Origin of the sequence: Pyxidicoccus caerfyrddinensis, assembly GCF_010894405.1 — a bacterium.
Lineage (GTDB): Bacteria > Myxococcota > Myxococcia > Myxococcales > Myxococcaceae > Myxococcus > Myxococcus caerfyrddinensis.
In genome coordinates this window covers 1-20,039 of record NZ_JAAIYA010000047.1, presented here as the reverse complement: position 1 = coordinate 20,039, position 20,039 = coordinate 1, and the positions used below count along the sequence as shown (strand labels likewise).

The following is a 20,039-nucleotide window of genomic DNA, read 5'->3' as shown; positions in this document are numbered from 1 at the left end:
GAGTAAAACGGCGTCATGCTCCGAACAGTCATTGCCGCCACCGCCACGCTGGGACTGGCCGTCGGCTGTGCGCCCGAAACGAGCGCTCCCGTCAAGGTCAGCGCCCTGGTGCTCAACAGCAACGGCGAATACGCCCCCCAGGAGGTCGAGCTCAAGACGGTCTCCGACATCGTCAGCCTCAACGGCACGGTCGCCGACTTCCGCGGGGGCGCCCGCATCGTCTTCGACTCCGAGGACCAGGACCTCCAGACCGCCACCACGCCGGAGGCGTTCGTCAACGCCCTGCTCAAGGAGGAGGGCCACGACGTCAGCGCCAGCTACATCAACCAGGACGGCGTCCTGTGGCCGGCGGACTTCCACACCTGGAACATGGTGACGGCGTACTACAACCTCGAGCGCGCCTTCGACTACTTCCAGACGGTGGGCAACATCCCCGCGGCGGACTTCAAGAAGCCCGTCACCACCTACTACTTCCCCGAGTTCATCCTCGCCGACGTCGACAAGGACCCGCTGCTCGACAACGCGCTCTACTTCTCGGTGATGGAGTCGTTCCTGGTGCTGCCGTTCGACCAGCTCCAGCGCGCGCCGCTCGCCATCAACGCGGGCGTCATCGCGCACGAGTACTCGCACCGCATCTTCAACCTGAAGGTCTACGGCGGGCAGCCCTTCCCCGAGGCGCTGGCCCTCTGGTCCTCCTCCATCCCCAGCCCAGGCGCCAACATCCTCAAGTCCTTCGACGAGGGCCTGGCCGACTACCACGCGTTCGGCACCACCTGCCGCGCCACCAAGGGGTGTGACGCGAAGTTCTTCTCCACGTCCTTCCACGACGCCCCGTACGACCAGGTCGCGAGGGACCGCGACTTGTCCAGGAACGACCGCTGCATGACGGACGCGCTGCGCACGCAGCTGCGCAACCAGGGCCTGAACGAGTTCAGCGGCAAGGAGTACCTGGTGGGCACCCTGCTCGCGAGCGCGCTCTACCAGGCGGGCGAGGGCCAGGGGCAGCGCGAGGTGCTGCTGCGCGCGATTGTCGCCGCCTACAACGACTCCGACCCGAAGACGCCCGGCCTGTTGCAGCTGTCGCAGCAGTACATCAACGACCAGGAGGACTTCACCCTGGCCGTGGCCGCCGGCGCCATCATCACCCACATCACCGACCTGAAGCTGAAGGAGGCCGTCTGCAACGAGCTGATGGACCACCTCCAGATTCCGCGAGCCCTGCTCGTGGGTACGTCCAATCCCAACCTGTGCCCGGCCAGCTCCGCCCCCGGCACCACCTGCCCTCAGCTGTCCGCCGAATGATGAGGACCCACTCCGTGAAGACCTGGCTCGTTCGCTGCCTCCTGGGTGGCCTCGTTCTCTCCACGCCCGCGCTCGCGCAGGACGACGACGACCCGTACGCCTACCCCGACGAGGAGCCCGCCCGCTCCAACGACGCAGACGAAGACTACGAGCGTCGCAAGAAGCAGAACCTGGACGAGACGGACGACTTCCGCCGCGTCGCCGAGCAGGAGGGCGAGGACGGGGACTTCAAGGCCCTCTCCGGCCTGGACGACCCGAACCTGGGCGTGGCGGTGGAGTTCATCACCGGCGCCCTGCTGCTGGACAGCTCGCGCGGCCAGTTCGCCGAGACGCGCCTGGGGCTCGGCGTGCGCGCCACCTGGGAATACGGCCGCATCCTCGACAGCGAGCCGCTGCGCGAGGCCCTCTGGGCGGACCTGCGGTGGACGTACGGCAGCATCAGCGACGGCACCACCTTCATCACCGGTGACACCCGCGTCCACTACTTCACCATCGCCCCGGCCTACGAGCTGAAGCTGGGCAAGTCCGACTTCGGCTTCTTCGCCCAGGCCGGAGGCGGCGTGGCCTACCAGGCCACCTCCATCACCGTGGACTCGGCGGAGACGAAGGTGAATGGCCTCAAGCCCGTGCTCCAGGGGGGCGTGGGCTTCCGCGGCCGTCCGAAGATTTCGTCCACCAGCAACCTGCGCCTCGCCTTCCGGTTGGAGGCCATGGCCTTCCGCCGCGGCTACATGAACGACTTCTTCCTCGGCGGCAGCCTCGGCACCGCCTTCTGAAGAACACTCCGCCTGCCGCTCCCTTCGCTAGAGCTGGGAGCGGCGGCGGAAAATTCTTCACCCTCTCCGCCCCTGTCCGGCCCGGCCTTCTTGGCATCCCAAGGAGATGGGCAACGGCATGCGTCGTGCTTATCCATCCACACGGGTGGGGGCGCGAGCTCCCTGGGGCGGGGAGGCGAGTGATGAAAAGCGTTCAGGGGCAGGGGCAGCACTGGGATCCGGTGTGTGGGAAGGAGCTCGACACACAGGAGGGCCGTCCGACGGCGGAGTACAAGAAGCGCCGGTACTTCTTCTGCTCGGAGCGGTGCCGTCACGCCTTCGAGCGTCAGGCGGAGCGCTTCCGGCTCAACGAGCTGGCCCGCGTCGGCGCGCTGATGACGCCGGGCCGGGTGCGCTGGGGGCTGGCGTAGCCTTTCGAGGCCGCCAGGAGCGGCCCCGGAAGCGTCCCACTCACGCCGCCCTGCGGACGTCCTTGAGGCGCAGCGACAGCTTGCGCTGACCGCGGAACGTGTCGAAGCCGGCCTGGAAGGCCAGGTCCACCGGCCCCTCCACCAGCGTCACGCGGTCCGCCATGTTGAAGCCGATGGCGTCCAGCTCCGGCGCGTCCGCGAGGGCGAGCTTGAGGTGGCCGCTGCCCATGCCCGACTTGGGCTGCAGCACGCGCGGGCGGGCCACCTGCCTGCGCAGCACCAGCACCGGCTCCGGGTTGCCCTGGCCGAAGGGCCCCAGGCGCTGGAGCGACTCCACGGCGTGGGCGTCCAGCTCGTGCGCGTGCACCACTGCGTCCACCTTGCACCGGGGGATGAGGTCCTCCGGGGTGAGGCGCTGGAAGGCAATCTTCTCGAAGGCCTCGCGGAAGGCCGGCAGCCGGTCCGCGTCGATGGTGAGGCCAGCGGCGTGCTTGTGCCCGCCGAAGCGCGTCATCAGCTCCGAGCAGCCACTGAGCGCGTCGTAGAGGTGGAAGGCCTCGATGCTGCGCGCCGAGCCCTTCCCCACCCCGTCCTTCACGCCCACCATGACGGTGGGCCGGTAGTAGCGCTCCACCACGCGCGAGGCGACGATGCCGATGACGCCCGGGTGCCAGCCTTCGTCGTAGAGCACGAAGCCGCGCGCGTCCTTGAGCGTCTCCGCCTGCGCCAGCGCCTGCGTGAGGATGTGGCTTTCGATTCCCTGGCGCTCTGCGTTGGCTCGGTCCAGCACCGCCGCCAGCGAGCGCGCCGTCTCTGGCGACTCCGAGGTGAGCAGCTGCAGGCCCAACGACGCGTCATGCAGCCGGCCCGCGGCGTTGATGCGGGGCCCGAGGCGGAAGCCCACCTGGCCGGCGGTGACGGTGGCGTCGGGGTCCATGCCCGCCGCTTCCTTGAGGGCGCGCACGCCCGGGCGGCGGCCGGCGCTCAGCTCCTGGAGGCCGTGGGACACGAGGATGCGGTTGGCGCCGGTGAGGGGCACCACGTCCGCCACGGTGGCCATGGCCACCAGGTCCATCATGGAACGGAGGTTGGGCTCCTTGCGGGTGGCGAAGAAGCCGTCGTCGCGCAGCCGCTTGCGCAGGCCCATGCAGAAGTTGAAGGCCACGCCCGCGGCGCACAGCGCCTTGGTGGGGTACTCACAGCCGGGCTGGTGCGGGTTGAGCACCGCCACCGCCGGGGGCAGCGTGGGCGGCACCGTGTGGTGGTCCACCACCACCACGTCCAGGCCCAGCTCCTTCGCGCGGGTGATTTCCGCCACGGAGGTGATGCCGCAGTCGAGCGTCACCAGCACCCGCGTGCCGTCCGCGGCGATGCGCTCCACCGCGGCGAGGTTGAGGCCGTAGCCCTCATCCAGGCGGTGGGGGATGTACGTGGCCGGTGGGGCGCCCAGCTCCTTGAGGAACAGGTAGAGCAGCGACGTGGAGCACACCCCATCCACGTCGTAGTCCCCGTACAGCGTCACCTTCTCCCGCATGCGCAGGGCGCGGGTGAGGCGCTCCACCGCGGCGGGCATGCCCTTCATCCGGAACGGGTCCGGCAGGTCCGCCAGCTTGTCGGACAGGAACGCGGAGGCGGACTCCGGGGTGCGGTAGCCGCGGTGCAGCAACACCTTCGCCGCGAGCGGGTGCAGCGACAGCTCCCCCGCCAGGGACGCCACCTCCTCCTCGACCACGTCTGGAAGCAACCACCGCACGCGTTGCACTCCTCACCGGGCCTCCCCAACGGGGCGGATACCGGGACGAATTCTTGACAGGCCGACAGTACCTCAGACGTCTGACGAGGAAAGGTCAACCTTGGGAACGACCTTTCCCCTCCTGCACACGCGTTCAGGCATGCGCCTGCCCTCTCGCCTGCCCCAGCCCTTCGCACCGGGCAAGCGGTGCACAGCTTGAACCGCACACACCTGACAGGAGAACAACATGCTTCCAAGAGGCATCATCGCGGGTGCGGTGGCACTGGCCCTCGCGAGCGCGGGCACGGCGGCCGCGCAGGAGCGCAAGGAAGGCAAGCGAGGAGACGTCAACGTGTTCCTGCGCGGCGGCGTGGGCGACTACACCGGTGACCTGGGTGACTTGACGAGCACCGGCCCCGCGTGGGGCCTGACGCTCAACGTGCAGCCCACCACCTTCCTGGGCTTCGAGCTGGGCTACGAGGGCTCGCGCAACGGCGTCAGCGACGTCCGCCTGCTGGACGAGCCGGCGCTCTTGCGCCAGGGCGGCAGCGCGCTCCTCAAGGTGTCCCCGCCCTTCCTCACCTCCATCCGCCCCTTCGTGGGTGCGGGCGTGGGCATGTCCTACGTGGACGTGCGGGGCACGGGCGCGGACCTCTACGAGTCGGACACGATGCAGGAGGTGCCCCTGGCGGCCGGCGTCGAGTTCAACAGTGGCGGCCTCACCGCGGGCCTCCGCGCCACGTACCGCGTCCTCCTGAACGAGGACTTCGCCGCGCAGCCCCTGGACGACTCCGACGGCGGCCTGCTGGACGCCTCCTTCACGCTGGGCGCCCGCTTCTAGCGAGCGGAAGCCCCAAGCCCTTGGAAACACCGAGGGCCCTGCCTCCCACAGCGGGAGGAGGGCCCTCGTCGTGTCACCTGCTCCCACCGGTGCCGGCGGGAGTGCGGGCTCAGGCCGCGTTCGGCTGCTGCCGGTCGATGCCGCCGCTGCGGGCCGCCTTCGCCGCGGCGCGCTCGTCCAGCCAGATGGTCAGCGGGCTGGCGATGTACACGGACGAGTAGGTGCCCACGATGATGCCCACCAGCATCGCCATGGCGAAGTCGAAGATTTCGCCCACGCCGAAGATGAGCAGACCGATGAGGGACAGCGCCGTGACGCCCGAGGTGAGGATGGTGCGGCCCAGGGTGTCGTTGACCGCGATGTTGATGACCTCGGCCAGCGGCTTGCCCTTGTACTTGACCATGTCCTCGCGGATGCGGTCGTAGATGACGATGGTGTCGTTCACCGAGTAGCCGACGATGGTCAGCAGCGCGGCGATGGACGTGAGGTTGAACTCGCGCCGGCTCACCAGGTAGTAGCCCGCCACCATGACGACGTCGTGAACCATGGCCAGCAGCGCGCCCGGGCCGAACTTGAAGTCGAAGCGGAACGCCACGTAGATGAGGATGGCGAGCATCGAGTACACCAGCGCCATGATGCCGCGGTTGCGCAGCTGCTTGCCCACCTGCGGGCCCACGTAGTCCACGCGGCGCTGCTCGAAGTCCGGCGTCTCCTGGCCCTGGCTCAGCACCTCGCGGACCTTGTCCGCCATGCCGCTGGCGACGACCTGGTAGTCGAAGCCGTGGCCCGACGAGCTCTCGCCCAGGTCACGGACTTCCTGCACGCCGGTGCCGCTGGCCACCACCGCGTCGCGGATGGCCTTGGGGGTCAGCTGGGTGGTGGACCGGAAGTTGATGATGCCGTTGGCCAGGTCCGGGTAGACGTTGGTGATGGTGCCCAGGCCCTGGATGGCCGCCTTGGCCTTGGTCGCGTTCTCCTCGGTGAGCTGCGTGACGCCGCCCATGCGGAGCAGGAACGCGTTCTCGTCCGAGGAGCCGATGTTCTGCACGCTGACGTCGTGCAGGCCGCCCTTCTGGGCGCGCTCACGGACCTCGGTCGGAGAGACGGAGTGGTTGAACTTCAGCTCCACCACCGTGCCGCCGGCGAAGTCCACGCCGAGGTTGAACCCCGCCGCGGCGATGCCGACGATGATGGCCAGGTTGATGATGGTGGAGATGAAGATGGCCGGCTTGCGCTTGCCGATGAAGTCGAAGTTCGTCTTGTGCTTGAGAATCTGCATGGCGCTTATTCCGTTCCGGGCGAGCCGGTCAGACAGAGACCCGCTGCGCGTTGCGGCCGTGGACGAAGTAGGTGGTGATGACGCGCGTCACCACGATGGACGTGAAGAGCGAAGCCAGCAGACCGACGATGAGCGTGGTCGCGAAGCCCCGCACCGGACCGGTTCCCGTGAAGAACAGGATGAAGCCGGCGATGAGCGTCGTCACGTGCGCGTCGAAGATGGTCCAGAAGGCGCGGTCATAGCCCTGGTCCACCGCCGCCCGCGCGCTCTTGCCGTGGCTGAGCTCCTCGCGGATGCGCTCGTTGATGAGCACGTTGGCGTCCACCGCGATTCCCAGCGTCAGCACGAAGCCGGCGATGCCCGGTAGCGTCAGCGTGGCGTTGAAGAACGCCAGCCCCGCGAGGATGAGCAGGCCGTTGAGGAGGAGCGCCACGTCCGCGATGAGGCCGGACTTGCGGTAGTAGATGGCCATGAAGACCACCACCAGCGCCAGACCCACCAGCGCCGCGAGGCTGCCCTTCTTGATGAGCTCGTCACCGAGGCTCGCGCCCACCTGACGGATTTCGCCCACCGTCACCGGGGCCGGCAGCGCGCCCGCCTTCAGCACCAGCGCCAGCGTCTGCGCCTCACCCAGCCACTCCTCGAAGGAGCGCGCGCCCATGCGGCCCATGGTGATGCGGGCCCGGCCGCCGCCAATCTTCTCGTTGATGTTCGGCGCCGTGTGGACGTTCTCATCCAGGACGATGGCCATGCGCCGGCCCACGCCCGCCTCGGTCAGCTTCTCGAACTCGCGCGCGCCCTGCGCGTCGAAGGCGAGGTTGACTTCCGGCTCGTTGAGGCTGCCGAGCGACGCGTCCGCGCCCGCCAGGCTCTCGCCCGTCAGCGGCACGTTCTTCTCCACCAGGAAGCTGCGGTACGCGGAGCACTCGTTCTTCTTCACCGGGTTGGCGATGCACTCGGTGAGCACCTCGCGGCCTTCCGGCGTCTTGTCCTTGACGTAGGCCAGCAGCGCCTCGCGGCTCGGGCTGGACAGCTGCGGGAAGCCACCCTCCTGCGTCAGGGTGATGTTGCTGCCTTCCGGCGGCGGGGTCTGCTGGAGCATCTGCGCGAAGAACTGGGGATTGGTGTCGTCCACCATCCGGAACTCGAGCTGCGCGGTGGTGCCCACCAGCTCCTTGGCCTGCTCCGGGTTGCTGCGACCCGGCAGCGAAATCTGGATGGAGTCGGTGCCCAGCTTGCGCACGTCCACTTCCGCCACGCCCCACTTGTCGATGCGGCGGCGGATGACGAGCATGGCCTGGTCCACGGCCTCCTCGCGGAAGCGGTTCGTCTGGCCCTCGTCCGGCGAGAGCACCAGCGTGGCGCCGTCCCGGCTGACGCGCTTGAAGTCGGTGAAGGTCGCCAGGACTTCCTTCTCGATGGCGTCCATCGTCGCCGGGTCCTTGGCCTTCAGGGTGAGCTGGAGCTGCTCCGGATCCGTATCCGCGGTCACCTCGCCGAGCTTCTTGTCATTCACGTAGCTGGCGATCTGCTGCCCGCGACGCTCGGTGCGCTTCTGCAGCGCCGTCTTGGTGTCCACGCGCATCACCATGTGGATGCCACCCTGCAGGTCCAGCCCCAGGTTGAGGCGGTACCGCGCGGGAGGCGCCCACGCCGGCAGGCGCTGCTCGAGCACCGCCAGGTTGTTGCGCTGATCGCGGTCCAGGACCACGAGCGAGTAATAGGTCGGGATGAGGAACCAGATGGTCCCCAGCGTCACCGCGACAATGAATCCGAACTTCCACCACCAGCCGCGGTCCATTACTTCTCCTCCTTCTTCTTCTCTTCGGCGGCCGCCACCGGCGCGCCTTCCGCCACAGCACCCTTGGCGCTGATGGAAGTCTTGAGCACGCGGATGCGCACGCCGCTGGCGACTTCCAGCGTTACGGTCCGCTCATCGACGAGGTGGATCTTCCCGAGCATTCCGCCCGAGGTGACGACCTCGTCCCCCTTCTTCAGCGCGCCCAGCAGCGCCCGGTGCTCCTTCAGCTGCTTCTGCTGGGGGCGGATCATGATGAAGTACATGATCGCCACCAGCGCGACCAGGAAGGCCATGGTTCCGAACGGGTTACCGCCGGCCCCGGCCTGCGCCAGAATCAGAAAGCTCTCAGCCACAGACTGCCTCGTAGGTTGAGGAAGGCTCGGGATGGGTGGCCCCCCACACTGCCCGAGGAACCCATCCGAAAGGGGGCCCTCTTAGCAAGGGGGGCCCATGTGAGCAAGTGAACGCGGGAACCCCGGCAATCCCGCCGCCCGCTCAGCGGCCACGGGTCCGCTCGGTTTCCTGGGCCCGGGAGCGCTCGCGGAATTCGCGGGCGAAGGTGGCGAACCGGTCCTCGGCGATGGCCCGCCGGACGTCCGCCATCAAACCCAGGAAGTAGTGGAGATTGTGGATGGTGTTGAGGCGCATGGCCAGGATTTCCCCGGCGGCGAAGAGGTGGCGGAGGTAGGCCCTGCTGAAGTTGCGGCAGGTGTAGCAGGCGCACGCAGGGTCCACCGGCCTGGGGTCCTTCGCGAATGACGCGTTGCGGATGACGAGCTTGCCCTCCGAGGTGAAGAGCAGGCCGTTGCGTGCACAACGGGTGGGGAGCACACAGTCGAACATGTCCACCCCGTGCTCCACGCAGGTGACCAGGTCCACGGGGGTGCCCACGCCCATGAGGTAGCGGGGCTTGTCGCGGGGCAGAAGCGGCGCCGAGTACGCCACGCCCGCGTGCATCGCCTCGGGGGCCTCGCCCACGGAGTAGCCGCCCAGCGCGTAGCCGGGCAGGTCCACCGCGCACACCTCCTCGGCGTGGCGCTTGCGCAAATCCTCGTGGAGGCCGCCCTGGACGATGCCGAAGAGGGAGGAGCGCTCGCGGCTCCACGCCTTCACGCACCGGTGCAGCCAGCGGGTGGTGCGCGCCAGGGACTTCTCCAGATAGGTGCGGTCCTCGGTGGAGGGCGGGCACTCGTCGAAGGCCATGATGACGTCGGCGCCCAGCGTCTCCTGGATGTCGATGGAGCGCTCGGGCGTGAGGAAGTGCCGCGCGCCGTCCAGGTGCGACTGGAAGGCGGCGCCCTCCTCCGTGATTTTGCGCTTCTCCGACAGGCTGAAGACCTGGAAGCCGCCGCTGTCGGTGAGCATGGGCCGGTTCCAGGAGACGAAGCGGTGCAGGCCGCCCAGCTCCCTCACCAGCGCCTCTCCGGGGCGGAGCATCAGGTGGTAGGTGTTGCCGAGGATGATCTGCGCGTCGAGCGTGAGCAGGTCATCCGGCCCCACGCCCTTGACGCTGCCCACGGTGCCCACGGGCATGAAGATGGGCGTCTCCACGGGGCCGTGCGGCGTGTGCAGCCGGCCTCGGCGCGCCTTCGTGCCGGTGTCCTCGTGGAGCAGCTCGAAGCGCACCATTCCCGGTGCCACCCGCGTGTCGCCCTTCTCGCCGCGCTGTGCTGTCTGCTGCTCGTCCATGGTGCTCACTCCGACACCAGCATGGCGTCGCCGTAACTGAAGAACCGGTAGCCCTCGCGCACCGCCTCCGCGTAGGCCGCCAGCGTGCGCTCGCGGCCCAGCAGGGCGCTCACCAGCACCACCAGCGTGGAGCGAGGGAGGTGGAAGTTGGTGAGCAGCGCGTCCACCTGGCGGAAGCGGAAGCCGGGGCGGATGAAGAGCGTCGTCTCGCCGGGGCCCTCGCGTAGAAGGCCCGTCTCCGGGTCCGTGGCGGACTCCAGCGTGCGCACCACCGTGGTGCCCACCGCCACCACGCGCCGCCCTTCCGCGTGGGCCGCGTTGACTTCGCGCGCGGTGGCCTCGGGCACGGTGAAGCGCTCCGGGTGCATGTGATGCTTGTCGAGCTCCTCCTCGCGCACCGGCAGGAAGGTGCCCGGCCCCACGTCCAGCGTCACCAGCGCGCGCCGCACGCCCCTGGCCTCCAGCGTGGCGAAGAGCGCTTGCGTGAAGTGCAGGCCCGCGGTGGGCGCGGCCACGGCGCCGGAGGCGCGCGCGTACACCGTCTGGTAGCGCTCGGCGTCCGCCGCGTCGGGCTCACGGGTGATGTAGGGCGGCAGCGGCAGGCGCCCGGCCGCGTCCAGCAGCGCGGCCAGGGAAGTGCCCGGGGGCGCGTGGAAGCGCACGCGGTACTCCCCGCCTCCGAGCGCGCCCAGCACCTCCGCCTCCAGGCCGCTGGCGAAGCTCAGTCGCTGGGCGGGCTTGAGCCCCTTGGAGGCCTGGCCCAGGCAGATCCACTCGAGCGACTCGGGGGCACCGCCGAGCGCGGCCGAGGTGAGCGTGGAGGCGGCGGGGCGCACCACGAGCAGCTCCACGCGACCGCCGGTGCCGGCCTTCTGGCCCAGCAGGCGCGCGGGGATGACGCGGGCGTCGTTGAGGACGAGCAGGTCGCCCTCGCGCAGCAGCTCCGGCAACTCGGTGAAGTGACGGTGCGCCCAGGCGCCGGTGGACCGGTTCACGGTCAGCAGGCGCGAGGCATCGCGCTCGGCCAGGGGGGCCTGGGCGATTTGCGATTCGGGGAGCTCGAAGTCGTAGTCGGAGAGGCGGGACGACACGGGGCTGGCGCTTGTAGCAGCCCCCGCGCCGCCGCGGAAAGCGCGCCGTCGACGAGGGCCTCAGTAGAGCTGCTGCAGCTCGGCCCCGGGGTAGTAGTGGGAGAGAATCTCCCGGTAGCCCCGGCCTCCGTCGGCGAGCGCCTTCGCGCCCCACTGGCAGAGACCGGCCCCGTGACCATAGCCGCGTCCGGAGAACACATAACCGCGGTCGGTGCGCTCCACCTCGAAGTCCAGACTCTTGAGGCGCGTGTAGCCAAGCCGGCGGCGGAGCTCCACCCCGCCCATCGAGGCGCCATCCCCGAGCGTGACGCGCGTCACCCTGCGGGTAGGCGTGCGGCCGGACACGCGCAGCCCCTGGGCGGGGTGGTGGAGCGCCGACTTCACCTCCGAGTCGGAGATGGAGGCCTTCCAGCGGCTGGCGGGCAGCTTGCCGCAGGGGCACTCGACGGGCTGGAGGTAGGGCAAATCCCGCTGGAGGGCGTCCTGGCCGGACTCGGTGCGGCCGCCGCAGGAGGCGTGGAAGTAGGCCTCGATGGGGGCCAATTCGTAGGTGAGCACCTGGCCGCGCGTGGCGTCCACGGCGGCGCGGGTGCGCGGGTCCTCCCGGTTGACGCCGCCGTACACCTGGTGGAGCACGCTGCTGCCCAGGTGGAAGGCGTTGCTGTACGCCTCCAGCTTCTTCTGGAGGGCATAGGTGCGCGCGGCCACGGCCTGGGCCTTGAGGGCCTCCGGCGGGAAGGACACGGGCATCTCGCTGCCGAGCACCGCGGCGAGGTAGTCCTCCAGGGGGATGACGTTGATGAGCTGGAGTCCATCGCGGTGGGCGCGCACGACGACGTCGCCGCGCACCTGGGCACTGCCGGCCTTGAGCGGCTCGTCGCCGGGGAGGCCGGCATCGTCGGGGGCACTGGAGCCGGCGCGGAAGCGCACGGAGTCGCCGACCACCGGCGCGCCATTGACCTCCAGCCTCGCGCCCCGGCGGCGGATGGTGGCCTGGCCGGAGGGGATGGGGGCGAAGGTGGCGTCCTCGGTGTCGGCGCCGAAGGCGAGCCCCCGGCCACTCACGCGCACCTCGCCGTCCGCATCCTCGATGGCGATGCGAAGGGTCTCCACGGCGAGCGCATGCAGCGGGGCGAGCAACAGCAGGACGAGTGCAACAGGTCGCAACATGGACGGGGAGTGTAGAGGTGTGGGTGCGAGCCTCAAGAAAACGCCCGGCGGATGGGGGAGGATGGCGCGCCCGTGACGTCTCCCGAGCCCGACGCCTCCCGCCTGTCTCCTCCGGTCCTCATCGCGGCCCTGCGAGCGATGGAGCCCCGCCCCTCGGCCCTGCTCATGCGGCGGCTGGTGGAGGGGCGCTCCCAGGAGGCGTGCGCGACGTTCTACGGCGTCTCCCCCGAGGCCTTCTCCGTGCTCCTGCTGCGGGCGGGTGGAACGCTGGCGCGTCGCGTGGGGCTGTCGGTGCGCGAGCCGTCCGGAGGGGACGAGGAGGCCGCCTGGGCGAGGATGCTCATGGAGGCCCTGGCACGGGAGGACGCGCGGCTCCCCGCCGCGCTGGTGCCCGTGGCGGAGGTCTGCCGGCGGCTGCGGGCGGTGGGCCCGGAAGTGGCCGCGGGGATGGAGGCCGCGGCGCAGGAGGACGCGGCCTCGCCGCACCGGCGCCGGGAGGAGTGGCTCCGGCGGCTCGCGGTCGCCGCGCTGCTGGCGTTGACGGCCTACCTGTACCTGTCACGGCCGGACGAGCCACCCCGCCGCCCGCGCCCTCCGATTCCCGCCGCGCCGGCTCCGCGCTGAAGCCAGGCCCTCCAGTTGGCGCCTTGCGCCACGTGGGCCCATGCTGGACGGACCGGCTCCAGGGCGCGTATGGGGTGGGCATGCGTGCTTCCTCCCCTGCCCTGCTGCTCCTGGCCGGCCTCGCGCTGACTGGCTGCGCGAAGAACGTGGACACCCGGGTCGCCGGTGATGACGACTCGGCCATCGACTCGGCCTCGGCGCGGCTGGAGGAGCTGAACGCGCGTGCGCAGCAGGACAACCTGTCCTGCGCGGACGAGTGCGACGTGGCCACGCGGACCTGCGGGGTGGCGGAGGAGCTGTGCTCGCTGGTGGACCGGCATCCGGACCGGGATGACCTGCCGCCGCGGTGCGCCCAGGGCAGGGAGCAGTGCTCCAGCGCGAAGGATGGCTGCGCACGCTGCGGAGGATGAACCCAGGCCCGTTCGTGGCGGACACGAGCGTGCACCACCGGTGCGCCCCTGGGGCCACCGTGCTTAGATGCAGGACGTACCCACGGTCTCGACCGAGGCTCCCCGCCATGTCCACCCGCCCTACCCTGTTCCTGCTCGCTTCGTGGCTCGTCCTGCCGGGGCTCGCCAGCGCCCAGGAAGGCGCCGAGCTGTCGCCGGAGAAGGTGGCGGAGATCCGCCGCGACGAGTCGCAGGCACAGACCCGGGTCAACGAGGAGTTCGGCAACCGCAAGCCCTCGGAGATGAGCAACGAGGAGCGCTCGCAGGCCATCGACAAGCAGCAGGCCGCCTCGGCCTCGGTGATGGAGAAGCACGGCGTGTCGGCGAAGGACTTCGCGCGCTACGAGGCGCGGATGGGCCCGGAGGGCAACGCGCGCGCCAAGGCCGAGGAGAAGCGGCTGGAGGAGCAGGCCCAGGCCGCGAAGCAGACGGCCCCCACCGGGGAGAAAGCGGCCGAGGACGTCCCCGTGCAGCAGGGATTCAGCGAGGAGGACCCGGTGGAGCTGGAGGCCGCCGAGGGCGCCGAGCCCGTCGTCGACATCGGCATCCCGGGCGCGGCCGAAGCCGAGTCCGTGCCGGTGGAGCTCGGTGGTAGTGCGCAGGAGGAGAAGCCCGCCGCGAAGCGGGCCGCCGCGCGCGCCGGCTCGTCCGGGGTGAAGAAGAAGGCAGTGAAGCGGCGGCGCAGCTCGGGCGACGATTCCTGAAGCACCCGGCGGCCGGAGCCACGCCCGAAGGAGCGGCCCCGAGGGAGCCGCCCCACGCTCCTACTTGCGAACGCCGTACGCCCGCGAGCGGGCCTGCCACACGTCATCGTAGGGGCAGGCGCAGTCGGTCTCTTCCGGCTCGGGATAGGCGTAGCGCTCGCCCTTGTAGTTGCGGAACACCGTCTCGTGCTCGCCGCGCTCCACGACGTAGTCGGGCTGGAGCGTCACCTTGCCGCCACCGCCGGGCAGGTCCACCGCGAGGTGGGGCACGGCGAGGCCGGTGGTGTGCCCGCGAAGCTGCTGCAGGATTTCCAGCCCCTTGGCGATGGGCGTGCGCAGGTGCTCGCAGCCCTCGGCCACGTCCATCTGGTGCAGGTAGTAGGGCCGCACGCGGCTGCGCAGCAGCACGTGTGAGAGTTCCTTGATGATGCGCGCGTCGGAGTTGATCCGCCGCATCAGCACGGCCTGGTTCTCCACCGGCACGCCGTGGTCGACCAGCCGCTCGCACGCCTCGCGCGCCTCGGGAGTCACTTCCTTCGGGTGGTTGAAGTGGGTGACGACGAAGACGGGCGCATAGCGCCGCAGGGTGCTGGCCAGGGCGTCGGTGACGCGCATGGGCAGGACCACGGGGACACGCGTGCCGATGCGAATCATCTCCACGTGGGGAATCTCGCTCAGCGGAGCGAGCAGCTCCTCCAGCCGCGCCTCGCTCAGCAGGAACGGATCTCCCCCGGAGATGAGCACGTCGCGCACTTCCGGGTGCCGCCGGACGTACTCGATGCCCCGGCGCAGCTGCTCCTTGGAGAGCTCCGCCACCCCACCCTGCGTAATCCGCCGCCGCGTGCAGTGCCGGCAGTAGACGGAGCACGTGTCGAGCGCGAGGAAGAGCACGCGGTCCGGATACTTGTGGACGATGCACTCCTCGGGGCGCGTCTTGTCCTCACCGAGCGGATCCGCCAGCTCGCCCGGACGGATGCGCGCCTCGGCCCTCACGGGGATGGACTGCATGCGCACCGGGCAGAACGGATGCTCCGGGTCGATGAGCGACAGGTAGTACGGGCTGATGCCGATGCGGAACAGCGCGGACGTCTCCTGCACGCCGGCGCGCTCGTCGGGCGTCAGCTGCACGTACCGTTCGAGCTGCTCCAGGCCTCGCACCGAGTGCCGCTGATGCCAGCGCCAGTCCGCCCACTCCGCGTCGGTGGCGGCGGGGAACAGGCGCTGGCGCCCCTCCGCACTGAGCGAGGGGCGCGGCGAGGTGCCAGGCTCCGGCGGAAGGGCCGCCGGAAGCGCCGAGGAGTTCATCACGCGGCCTTCTGCTGCTCCCGCCACCACGCCTGGCCGGCCTCCGGCAGCGTGTCGATGGGGTCGAAGTATTCGTACTTCCGGTTGAGCGCGTCGGCGTCATTCGCCTCGATGCCGGTCCGGTAGTTCTTCGTCCAGTAGGAGATGCCGCGCTCGCGGTCGTACTCCGCGATCTGGTGCACCCACCGCTTGCCGACGAAGGGCACGTCACAGACGATGCGCGGCGTCGCGAAGCCCGGCATGTAGCCCATGATGTCGTGCTGGAGCTTCTGCGCCTTGTCCACCGACAGCCGCCAATGCTCGCTGTTGGGGATCATGTCGCACATGTAGAAGTAGTACGGCAGGATCTTCGCGTGGTCGAGCAGCGTGAAGCACAGGTCCAGCAGGGACTGCGCGCTGTCGTTCACCCCGCGCAGCAGCACGCCCTGGTTGCGCACGTCGCGGAAGCCCATGTCGAGCAGCTTGCGCACGGCCTTGCCCACCAGCGGGGTGAGCTGCGCCGCGTTGTTGACGTGCGTGTGCATCGCCAGGTCCACGCCGCGCTCCACTGCCTTCTTCGCCAGCCGGTCCAACCCCGCCAGCACCTGGTCCTGGAGGAAGTGCTGGGGAATGGCCATCAGCCCCTTGCTGGCCAGGCGGATGTCCCGGATGTTCGGGATGTCCATCAGCGAGCTGACGAACGGCTCGAGCTGCTGGATGGGCAGGTTGGCGATGTCGCCGCCGGAGACCACCACGTCGCGCACCGTCGGCGTGCGGCGCAGGTACTCGAGCATCTGCTCGTAGCGCTCCTTCGGCCCGACGCCGAACTTGTGCTTCTGCACCTGGGGCACGTCGTTGCCGACGAGGTCCATGCGGGTGCAGTGGCCGCAGTACTGCGGGCAGGTGGGGAGCATCTCCGCCAGCACCTTGGTGGGGTAGCGGTGCGTGAGGCCCTCCACGACCCACATGTCCGCCTCGTGGAGGCTGTCGCGGCTGGCCTTGGGGTGGTTGGGCCAGTCCGTGAGCCGGTCCGCGAACGCGGGCAGCATGTAGCGCCGCACCGGGTCGCTCCACAGGTCGTCCAGGTTCATCGTGTTGAGCATCTGCGGGGGGATGAGCAGCGACATGGTCGCCCGCTCCTTCTGGTCCCGTTCGATGCTCGCCGCCAGGTCCTCCGGCAGGAGCGCGCCGAGGGTGGCCCTCAGCTCCTTGAGGTTCTTGACGGTGTGCTTGCGCTGCCAGAGAGCGCTCTCCCACTCCGCCGCGGAGACGTCCTTGTACCCGGGGATGCGACGCCAATCGGGTTCGACGAACTCCTTGCGGAGCGGATACGTAAAGGGCTGTTGGGCGGGGCCAGTCTCAGGCTTGCCGCGAGTAGGCGTCGTTTGCATGCGCATCACCTCTGCGTGCCGCGTTGCGCGGGCGGGGCGTCATACCGCGCCGGAGCCCCACTTCATTCAACAATCGAAGGGGTCGCCGGATGCCCGCCCCCTCACTCGATAGGCACGTTGAGCAGCTTGGCGACCCCGTCCTCGGTGATGGTGACCACCACGGGCTTGGTCGTCTTTCCGTTGAGCTTGAAGGAGACCTTCCGGTTTCCGACGGGCAGCGTCAAAGGGGCACTGAGCGGCACGGGCGTCTGGCGGCCCGTCTTCTTGCCGTCCACGAGGATGTCGGCGCCCGCGGGCTTGGTGCTGCACGCGAACTTGCCCATCGCCTTCGACGCCGGCTTGGGCGGCTTGGTGACGACGGCCGGCGGAGGCTTGCGCGGCGTCGGCTCACGCACGGGCTCACGCACCGGCTCGGGCTCCGGCGCCTTGACGAGCTGGAAGGAGACCCGCACCTCGTCCTTGCTGCCGTCGGTGGTGAACTCTCCCGAGTACGGCTCGTAGCCCGCACGCTTCGCGGTGAAGCGGTACGTCTTCCCGACCTCGAGGTCCGCCGCCCGGACCTGCGGCGTCTTCCCCAGGCGCTTGCCCTCCATGGAGATTTCCGCGCCGTCCAGGCCCTCGAAGATGGCAGCGACCTTCCGGGGTGCGGGAGGGGCCTCGACCTCGGGCTTCTTGACCACCGGCGCGTCCGTGCCGGGGTTCGCCGTGGTGGGCGGCTCCGTCCCGGCGGGCGGAGTGTTCTCCGGAGTCTGCGCCGTCCCCGGCTTGTCGGTGTTGTCGACCGCGACCGCCTCGGGATTGGAGGGAGGCCGAGGCGGCGGAGTGGCGGCGGGGGGCGCCGTCTCCTCGGGCACGAGCGCGAGCGAGACCCCCGTCTGCTTGCCGGCAACGACGTTCACCATCTTCTCCTGGCGCTGATGACCGGGAGCGGTGGCGACCACGCGGTACTGGCCGGGCGGCAGTGACAGGAGGGTGTTGAGCTGGACCTCCTGGTCGTTCACCTCGATGTGCGCGCCGGCGGACGGAGACACCATGAAGGTGACCTCGCCGGCCGCATCCGGGCGCAGCGCCACCGCGGCGATGACGACCAGCACGAGCACGATGCCCGCCGCCGCGGCGAAGAGGACCGGCTTGGGCAGCTGCTTCCCCGCCACGGCCTTGCCCTTGCCCTTGGCGGGAGTCTTCGGCTTGACCTTCGCGGGCGGCGCGGCCTTGGCGCCCTTCTGGGCCACGGGCGCCACCGGCAGCGAGCCGGTGACCTCCTCTTCCGGCGGTGCCTCCTGGGACTCGTCGTACGTCGGGGGCCCTTCGTCGCCGTAGTCGTCCTGCCGGGCGCCGTCGTAGTCCTGGCCGTCGTCGTAGCCCGCCGGCTCCTCCTGGGGTGGGGGCTGGGGCGCGCGCGGCGGGGCGCGGCCATTCCGGCCCTTCACCGCCGGGACGGGGATGTCGCCGGTGCGCTCCTCCTCCTGGACCTGCGCGGGACGCGAGCGCGACGGAGGCGCGGTCGGCGCGGGACCAATCATGGTGGCGCCCGCGTAGGCCTCGCCCTCCTCGTTGCTGATGACGACCTGGGCCTTGGGGCCGCTCTTGCCCTTGCGAGGCGCGGGCTCGGGCTCCCGGTCGTAGTTGTACGCGGAGGCGGTGCCGCTGCCCTTCGGGATGGGGTTCTCCGAGCGGCCGGTGATGCTGTCGTCCACCACCACGCTGCTGTCGGCGATGCGCGTCTCGGGGGCCCGGAAGGTCTGCGTCGAGTCGACAATCTGCGTCTTGTCGGCCCCGCCGCCGTCCATCTCCGCGAGCTCCTCGGCGGAGGGGGGCGGGATGTAGCCCGGCGCGGGCTGGGCGGGCGCGGTGGGCGCGCGCCCGGCGGGCGTGCTGGACACGGCGGCGGCCGGCGGAGGCGCCCGCTTCGAGGCCTGGGAGGCCGCGCGCGGGGCCGCAGGCGGATTAACGGTGACGCCGGAGTGCTCGATCTGGTCCGGGCGCTCGATGCCAGCGTAGCGCTCCATCTTCTCCGACTCACGGAGCATGTCCTCGGCGAAGGCCTCCTTCATGTAGGAGGACAGGTGCTTCGACGAGTAGATGGCGTCGCCGGCCAGGAGGAACCGCATCAGGTCCTCGGCCAGGTCGGACGCCCACTGGTAGCGCTCCTCCGGCTCGCGCGTGAGCGCCTTGAGGACGACCTTCTCCAGCCCCGGGGGGATGTTCGGATTGAACTCGCGGGGCAGCGGGACGTCGGCGTTGCGCACCTTCTCCAGGGTGGAGAAGTCGGACTCGCCGACGAAGAGCTTCTCGCCGGTGAGCATCTCGTAGAGCAGCACGCCCACGGCGAAGATGTCGCTGCGCCGGTCGATGGGCATGCCCCGGACCTGCTCCGGGCTCATGTACCCGAACTTGCCCTTGAGGATGCCGGCCTGCGTCTTCTGCGAGCGGTTCGCCGCCTTGGCGATACCGAAGTCGATGACCTTGACCTCGCCCTCGTAGGAGATGAGGACGTTCTGCGGCGACACGTCGCGGTGGATGATGTGCAGATCCTGCCCGCGTGCGTCCTTCTTCCGGTGGGCGTAGTCCAGGCCGTCACAGAGCTTGGAGGTGATGAACACCGCCTGCGCGGTGGGCATGATCTCCTTGCGCCGCCGATAGCGCTCCAAGATGGTCCGCACGTCGCGCCCGGCGACGTACTCCATGGCGATGAAGTAGGTGTCGTCGTGCTTCCCGAGCTCGTGGATGTGCACGACGTTCGCGTGGTTCAGCTGAACGCTGATCCGCGCCTCGTCGATGAACATCGTGATGAACTCTTCGTCCTCGGCCATCGTGGGGAGGATCTTCTTGATGGCCAGGATGCGCTCGAAGCCCTCGACCCCGAAGGCCTTCGCGATGAACACCTCCGCCATGCCGCCGACGTTGATGCGCTCGAGGAGCAGGTACTTCCCAAAAATGGTCGGCTTCTTCATCTCGTGGAGCTGCCCGGCGCCGGGGGGTGTGCACCGCGGCAGGCGGTGCGCAGACCGGGCGGAAGACAGGACTCTAGTCCCAGCCCTGACGGCGAGTCAAACTCGCACCCACCACTGAAAGCCCAAGGAATCCGCGAGGTTGAACCCTCCTGGAGCCTGCAGGAAACCGCCGGGAAGGTGACGCGGTCGCGACGCGGAGCAGCACGGTTTTTGGGGCGGGATCGGAGCCCCCGCGGGCGGAGCTGGCGGAGGTCCGGCTGCGGGTGCGCCCGGGCCTGGTGCTGGACCTGGCCGAGGCCGCCGAAGCCCACCGCCAGCTGGAAGGCCGGAGCACGGTGGGCAAGGTGGTGCTGCGCGTGCCGCAGGCCTGGCGGAGCACGCGGCTTCGCGGCAGCTCCGCGGGCCCTGGCAGCCACAAAGGCCAACGCACAAAAAAGAAAACCCCCGTTGCCACGAGGGCAACGGGGGTTCTCAAAAAGAATCCGGCAGCGACCTACTCTCCCGCGCGGTTTCCCGCGAAGTACCATCGGCTCTGGAGGGCT

General features: G+C 69.8%; 18 protein-coding genes. 8 read left to right on the top strand and 10 right to left on the bottom strand.

Annotated elements, in window-relative coordinates:
* Positions 1–15 precede the first annotated feature (15 nt).
* The 3 genes from G4D86_RS50190 (at position 16) to G4D86_RS50180 (ending at position 2,488) form a co-directional block, all read left to right on the top strand.
* The gene (locus G4D86_RS50190) at positions 16–1,302 is read left to right on the top strand and encodes a hypothetical protein (RefSeq protein ID WP_164002820.1); all 1,287 of its coding nucleotides are present in this window, start codon (positions 16–18) and stop codon (positions 1,300–1,302) included.
* Between the two features lie 14 nt (positions 1,303–1,316).
* On the top strand, positions 1,317–2,078 hold the full coding sequence (locus G4D86_RS50185; RefSeq protein ID WP_164002819.1) for a hypothetical protein: 762 nt from the start codon (positions 1,317–1,319) through the stop codon (positions 2,076–2,078).
* Positions 2,079–2,260: 182 nt separating this feature from the next.
* Entirely contained in the window at positions 2,261–2,488 is a 228-nt protein-coding gene (locus G4D86_RS50180; RefSeq protein WP_164002818.1) for a YHS domain-containing protein, read from the top strand.
* A gap of 40 nt (positions 2,489–2,528) precedes the next feature.
* On the opposite strand, the gene recJ is transcribed toward G4D86_RS50180, so the two are convergent.
* Entirely contained in the window at positions 2,529–4,241 is a 1,713-nt protein-coding gene (recJ, locus tag G4D86_RS50175; protein WP_164002817.1) for a single-stranded-DNA-specific exonuclease RecJ, read from the bottom strand.
* 226 nt (positions 4,242–4,467) lie between these two features.
* Between recJ and G4D86_RS50170 the strand changes: the two genes are divergently transcribed.
* On the top strand, positions 4,468–5,061 hold the full coding sequence (locus tag G4D86_RS50170; protein ID WP_164002816.1) for an outer membrane beta-barrel protein: 594 nt from the start codon (positions 4,468–4,470) through the stop codon (positions 5,059–5,061).
* 109 nt (positions 5,062–5,170) lie between these two features.
* Here the strand turns inward: G4D86_RS50170 and secF are convergent, their stop codons facing one another.
* From secF to G4D86_RS50140, 6 genes are all read right to left on the bottom strand, one after another.
* Positions 5,171–6,340 carry a protein translocase subunit SecF gene (gene secF, locus G4D86_RS50165; RefSeq protein ID WP_164002815.1) on the bottom strand — a complete coding sequence of 390 codons (1,170 nt, stop codon included), beginning with the start codon at positions 6,338–6,340 and terminating at the stop codon, positions 5,171–5,173.
* A 28-nt stretch (positions 6,341–6,368) separates the two neighbouring features.
* Positions 6,369–8,141, bottom strand: a complete 1,773-nt coding sequence (gene secD, locus G4D86_RS50160; RefSeq protein WP_164002814.1) for a protein translocase subunit SecD — start codon at positions 8,139–8,141, stop codon at positions 6,369–6,371.
* The gene (gene yajC, locus G4D86_RS50155) at positions 8,141–8,494 is read right to left on the bottom strand and encodes a preprotein translocase subunit YajC (protein WP_164002813.1); all 354 of its coding nucleotides are present in this window, start codon (positions 8,492–8,494) and stop codon (positions 8,141–8,143) included. The genes secD and yajC overlap by 1 nt, the downstream gene beginning before the upstream one ends.
* 142 nt (positions 8,495–8,636) lie before the next feature.
* Positions 8,637–9,830, bottom strand: a complete 1,194-nt coding sequence (gene tgt / locus G4D86_RS50150) for a tRNA guanosine(34) transglycosylase Tgt (protein WP_164002812.1) — start codon at positions 9,828–9,830, stop codon at positions 8,637–8,639.
* A gap of 5 nt (positions 9,831–9,835) precedes the next feature.
* Positions 9,836–10,921, bottom strand: coding sequence for a tRNA preQ1(34) S-adenosylmethionine ribosyltransferase-isomerase QueA (queA, locus tag G4D86_RS50145; protein WP_164002811.1), 1,086 nt, complete (start codon positions 10,919–10,921; stop codon positions 9,836–9,838).
* A gap of 60 nt (positions 10,922–10,981) precedes the next feature.
* Complete coding sequence (locus G4D86_RS50140) at positions 10,982–12,091, bottom strand: SpoIID/LytB domain-containing protein (RefSeq protein WP_164002810.1); 1,110 nt, start codon at positions 12,089–12,091, stop codon at positions 10,982–10,984.
* A gap of 72 nt (positions 12,092–12,163) precedes the next feature.
* Between G4D86_RS50140 and G4D86_RS50135 the strand changes: the two genes are divergently transcribed.
* The 3 genes from G4D86_RS50135 (at position 12,164) to G4D86_RS50125 (ending at position 13,868) form a co-directional block, all read left to right on the top strand.
* Positions 12,164–12,715 carry a hypothetical protein gene (locus tag G4D86_RS50135; protein ID WP_240360941.1) on the top strand — a complete coding sequence of 184 codons (552 nt, stop codon included), beginning with the start codon at positions 12,164–12,166 and terminating at the stop codon, positions 12,713–12,715.
* A gap of 80 nt (positions 12,716–12,795) precedes the next feature.
* Positions 12,796–13,125 carry a hypothetical protein gene (locus G4D86_RS50130; RefSeq protein WP_205520414.1) on the top strand — a complete coding sequence of 110 codons (330 nt, stop codon included), beginning with the start codon at positions 12,796–12,798 and terminating at the stop codon, positions 13,123–13,125.
* Positions 13,126–13,232: 107 nt separating this feature from the next.
* Positions 13,233–13,868: a prolipoprotein diacylglyceryl transferase gene (locus tag G4D86_RS50125; protein ID WP_240360940.1), complete on the top strand. Its 636-nt coding sequence runs from the start codon at positions 13,233–13,235 to the stop codon at positions 13,866–13,868.
* A 60-nt stretch (positions 13,869–13,928) separates the two neighbouring features.
* Here G4D86_RS50125 and G4D86_RS50120 read toward each other — a convergent pair whose 3' ends face one another.
* The 3 genes from G4D86_RS50120 to G4D86_RS50110 form a co-directional block, all read right to left on the bottom strand.
* Positions 13,929–15,173 (bottom strand): KamA family radical SAM protein, encoded by a 1,245-nt coding sequence (locus tag G4D86_RS50120; RefSeq protein WP_164002808.1) that lies wholly within the window; start codon positions 15,171–15,173, stop codon positions 13,929–13,931.
* Positions 15,173–16,543 (bottom strand): KamA family radical SAM protein, encoded by a 1,371-nt coding sequence (locus G4D86_RS50115; protein WP_164002807.1) that lies wholly within the window; start codon positions 16,541–16,543, stop codon positions 15,173–15,175. The genes G4D86_RS50120 and G4D86_RS50115 overlap by 1 nt, the downstream gene beginning before the upstream one ends.
* 101 nt (positions 16,544–16,644) lie before the next feature.
* Positions 16,645–19,497 (bottom strand): protein kinase domain-containing protein, encoded by a 2,853-nt coding sequence (locus tag G4D86_RS50110; RefSeq protein WP_164002806.1) that lies wholly within the window; start codon positions 19,495–19,497, stop codon positions 16,645–16,647.
* 149 nt (positions 19,498–19,646) lie between these two features.
* Here G4D86_RS50110 and G4D86_RS50105 point away from each other — a divergent pair.
* A partial coding sequence (locus G4D86_RS50105; protein WP_164002842.1) for a zinc-binding dehydrogenase occupies positions 19,647–20,039 on the top strand: 393 nt, incomplete at its 3' end.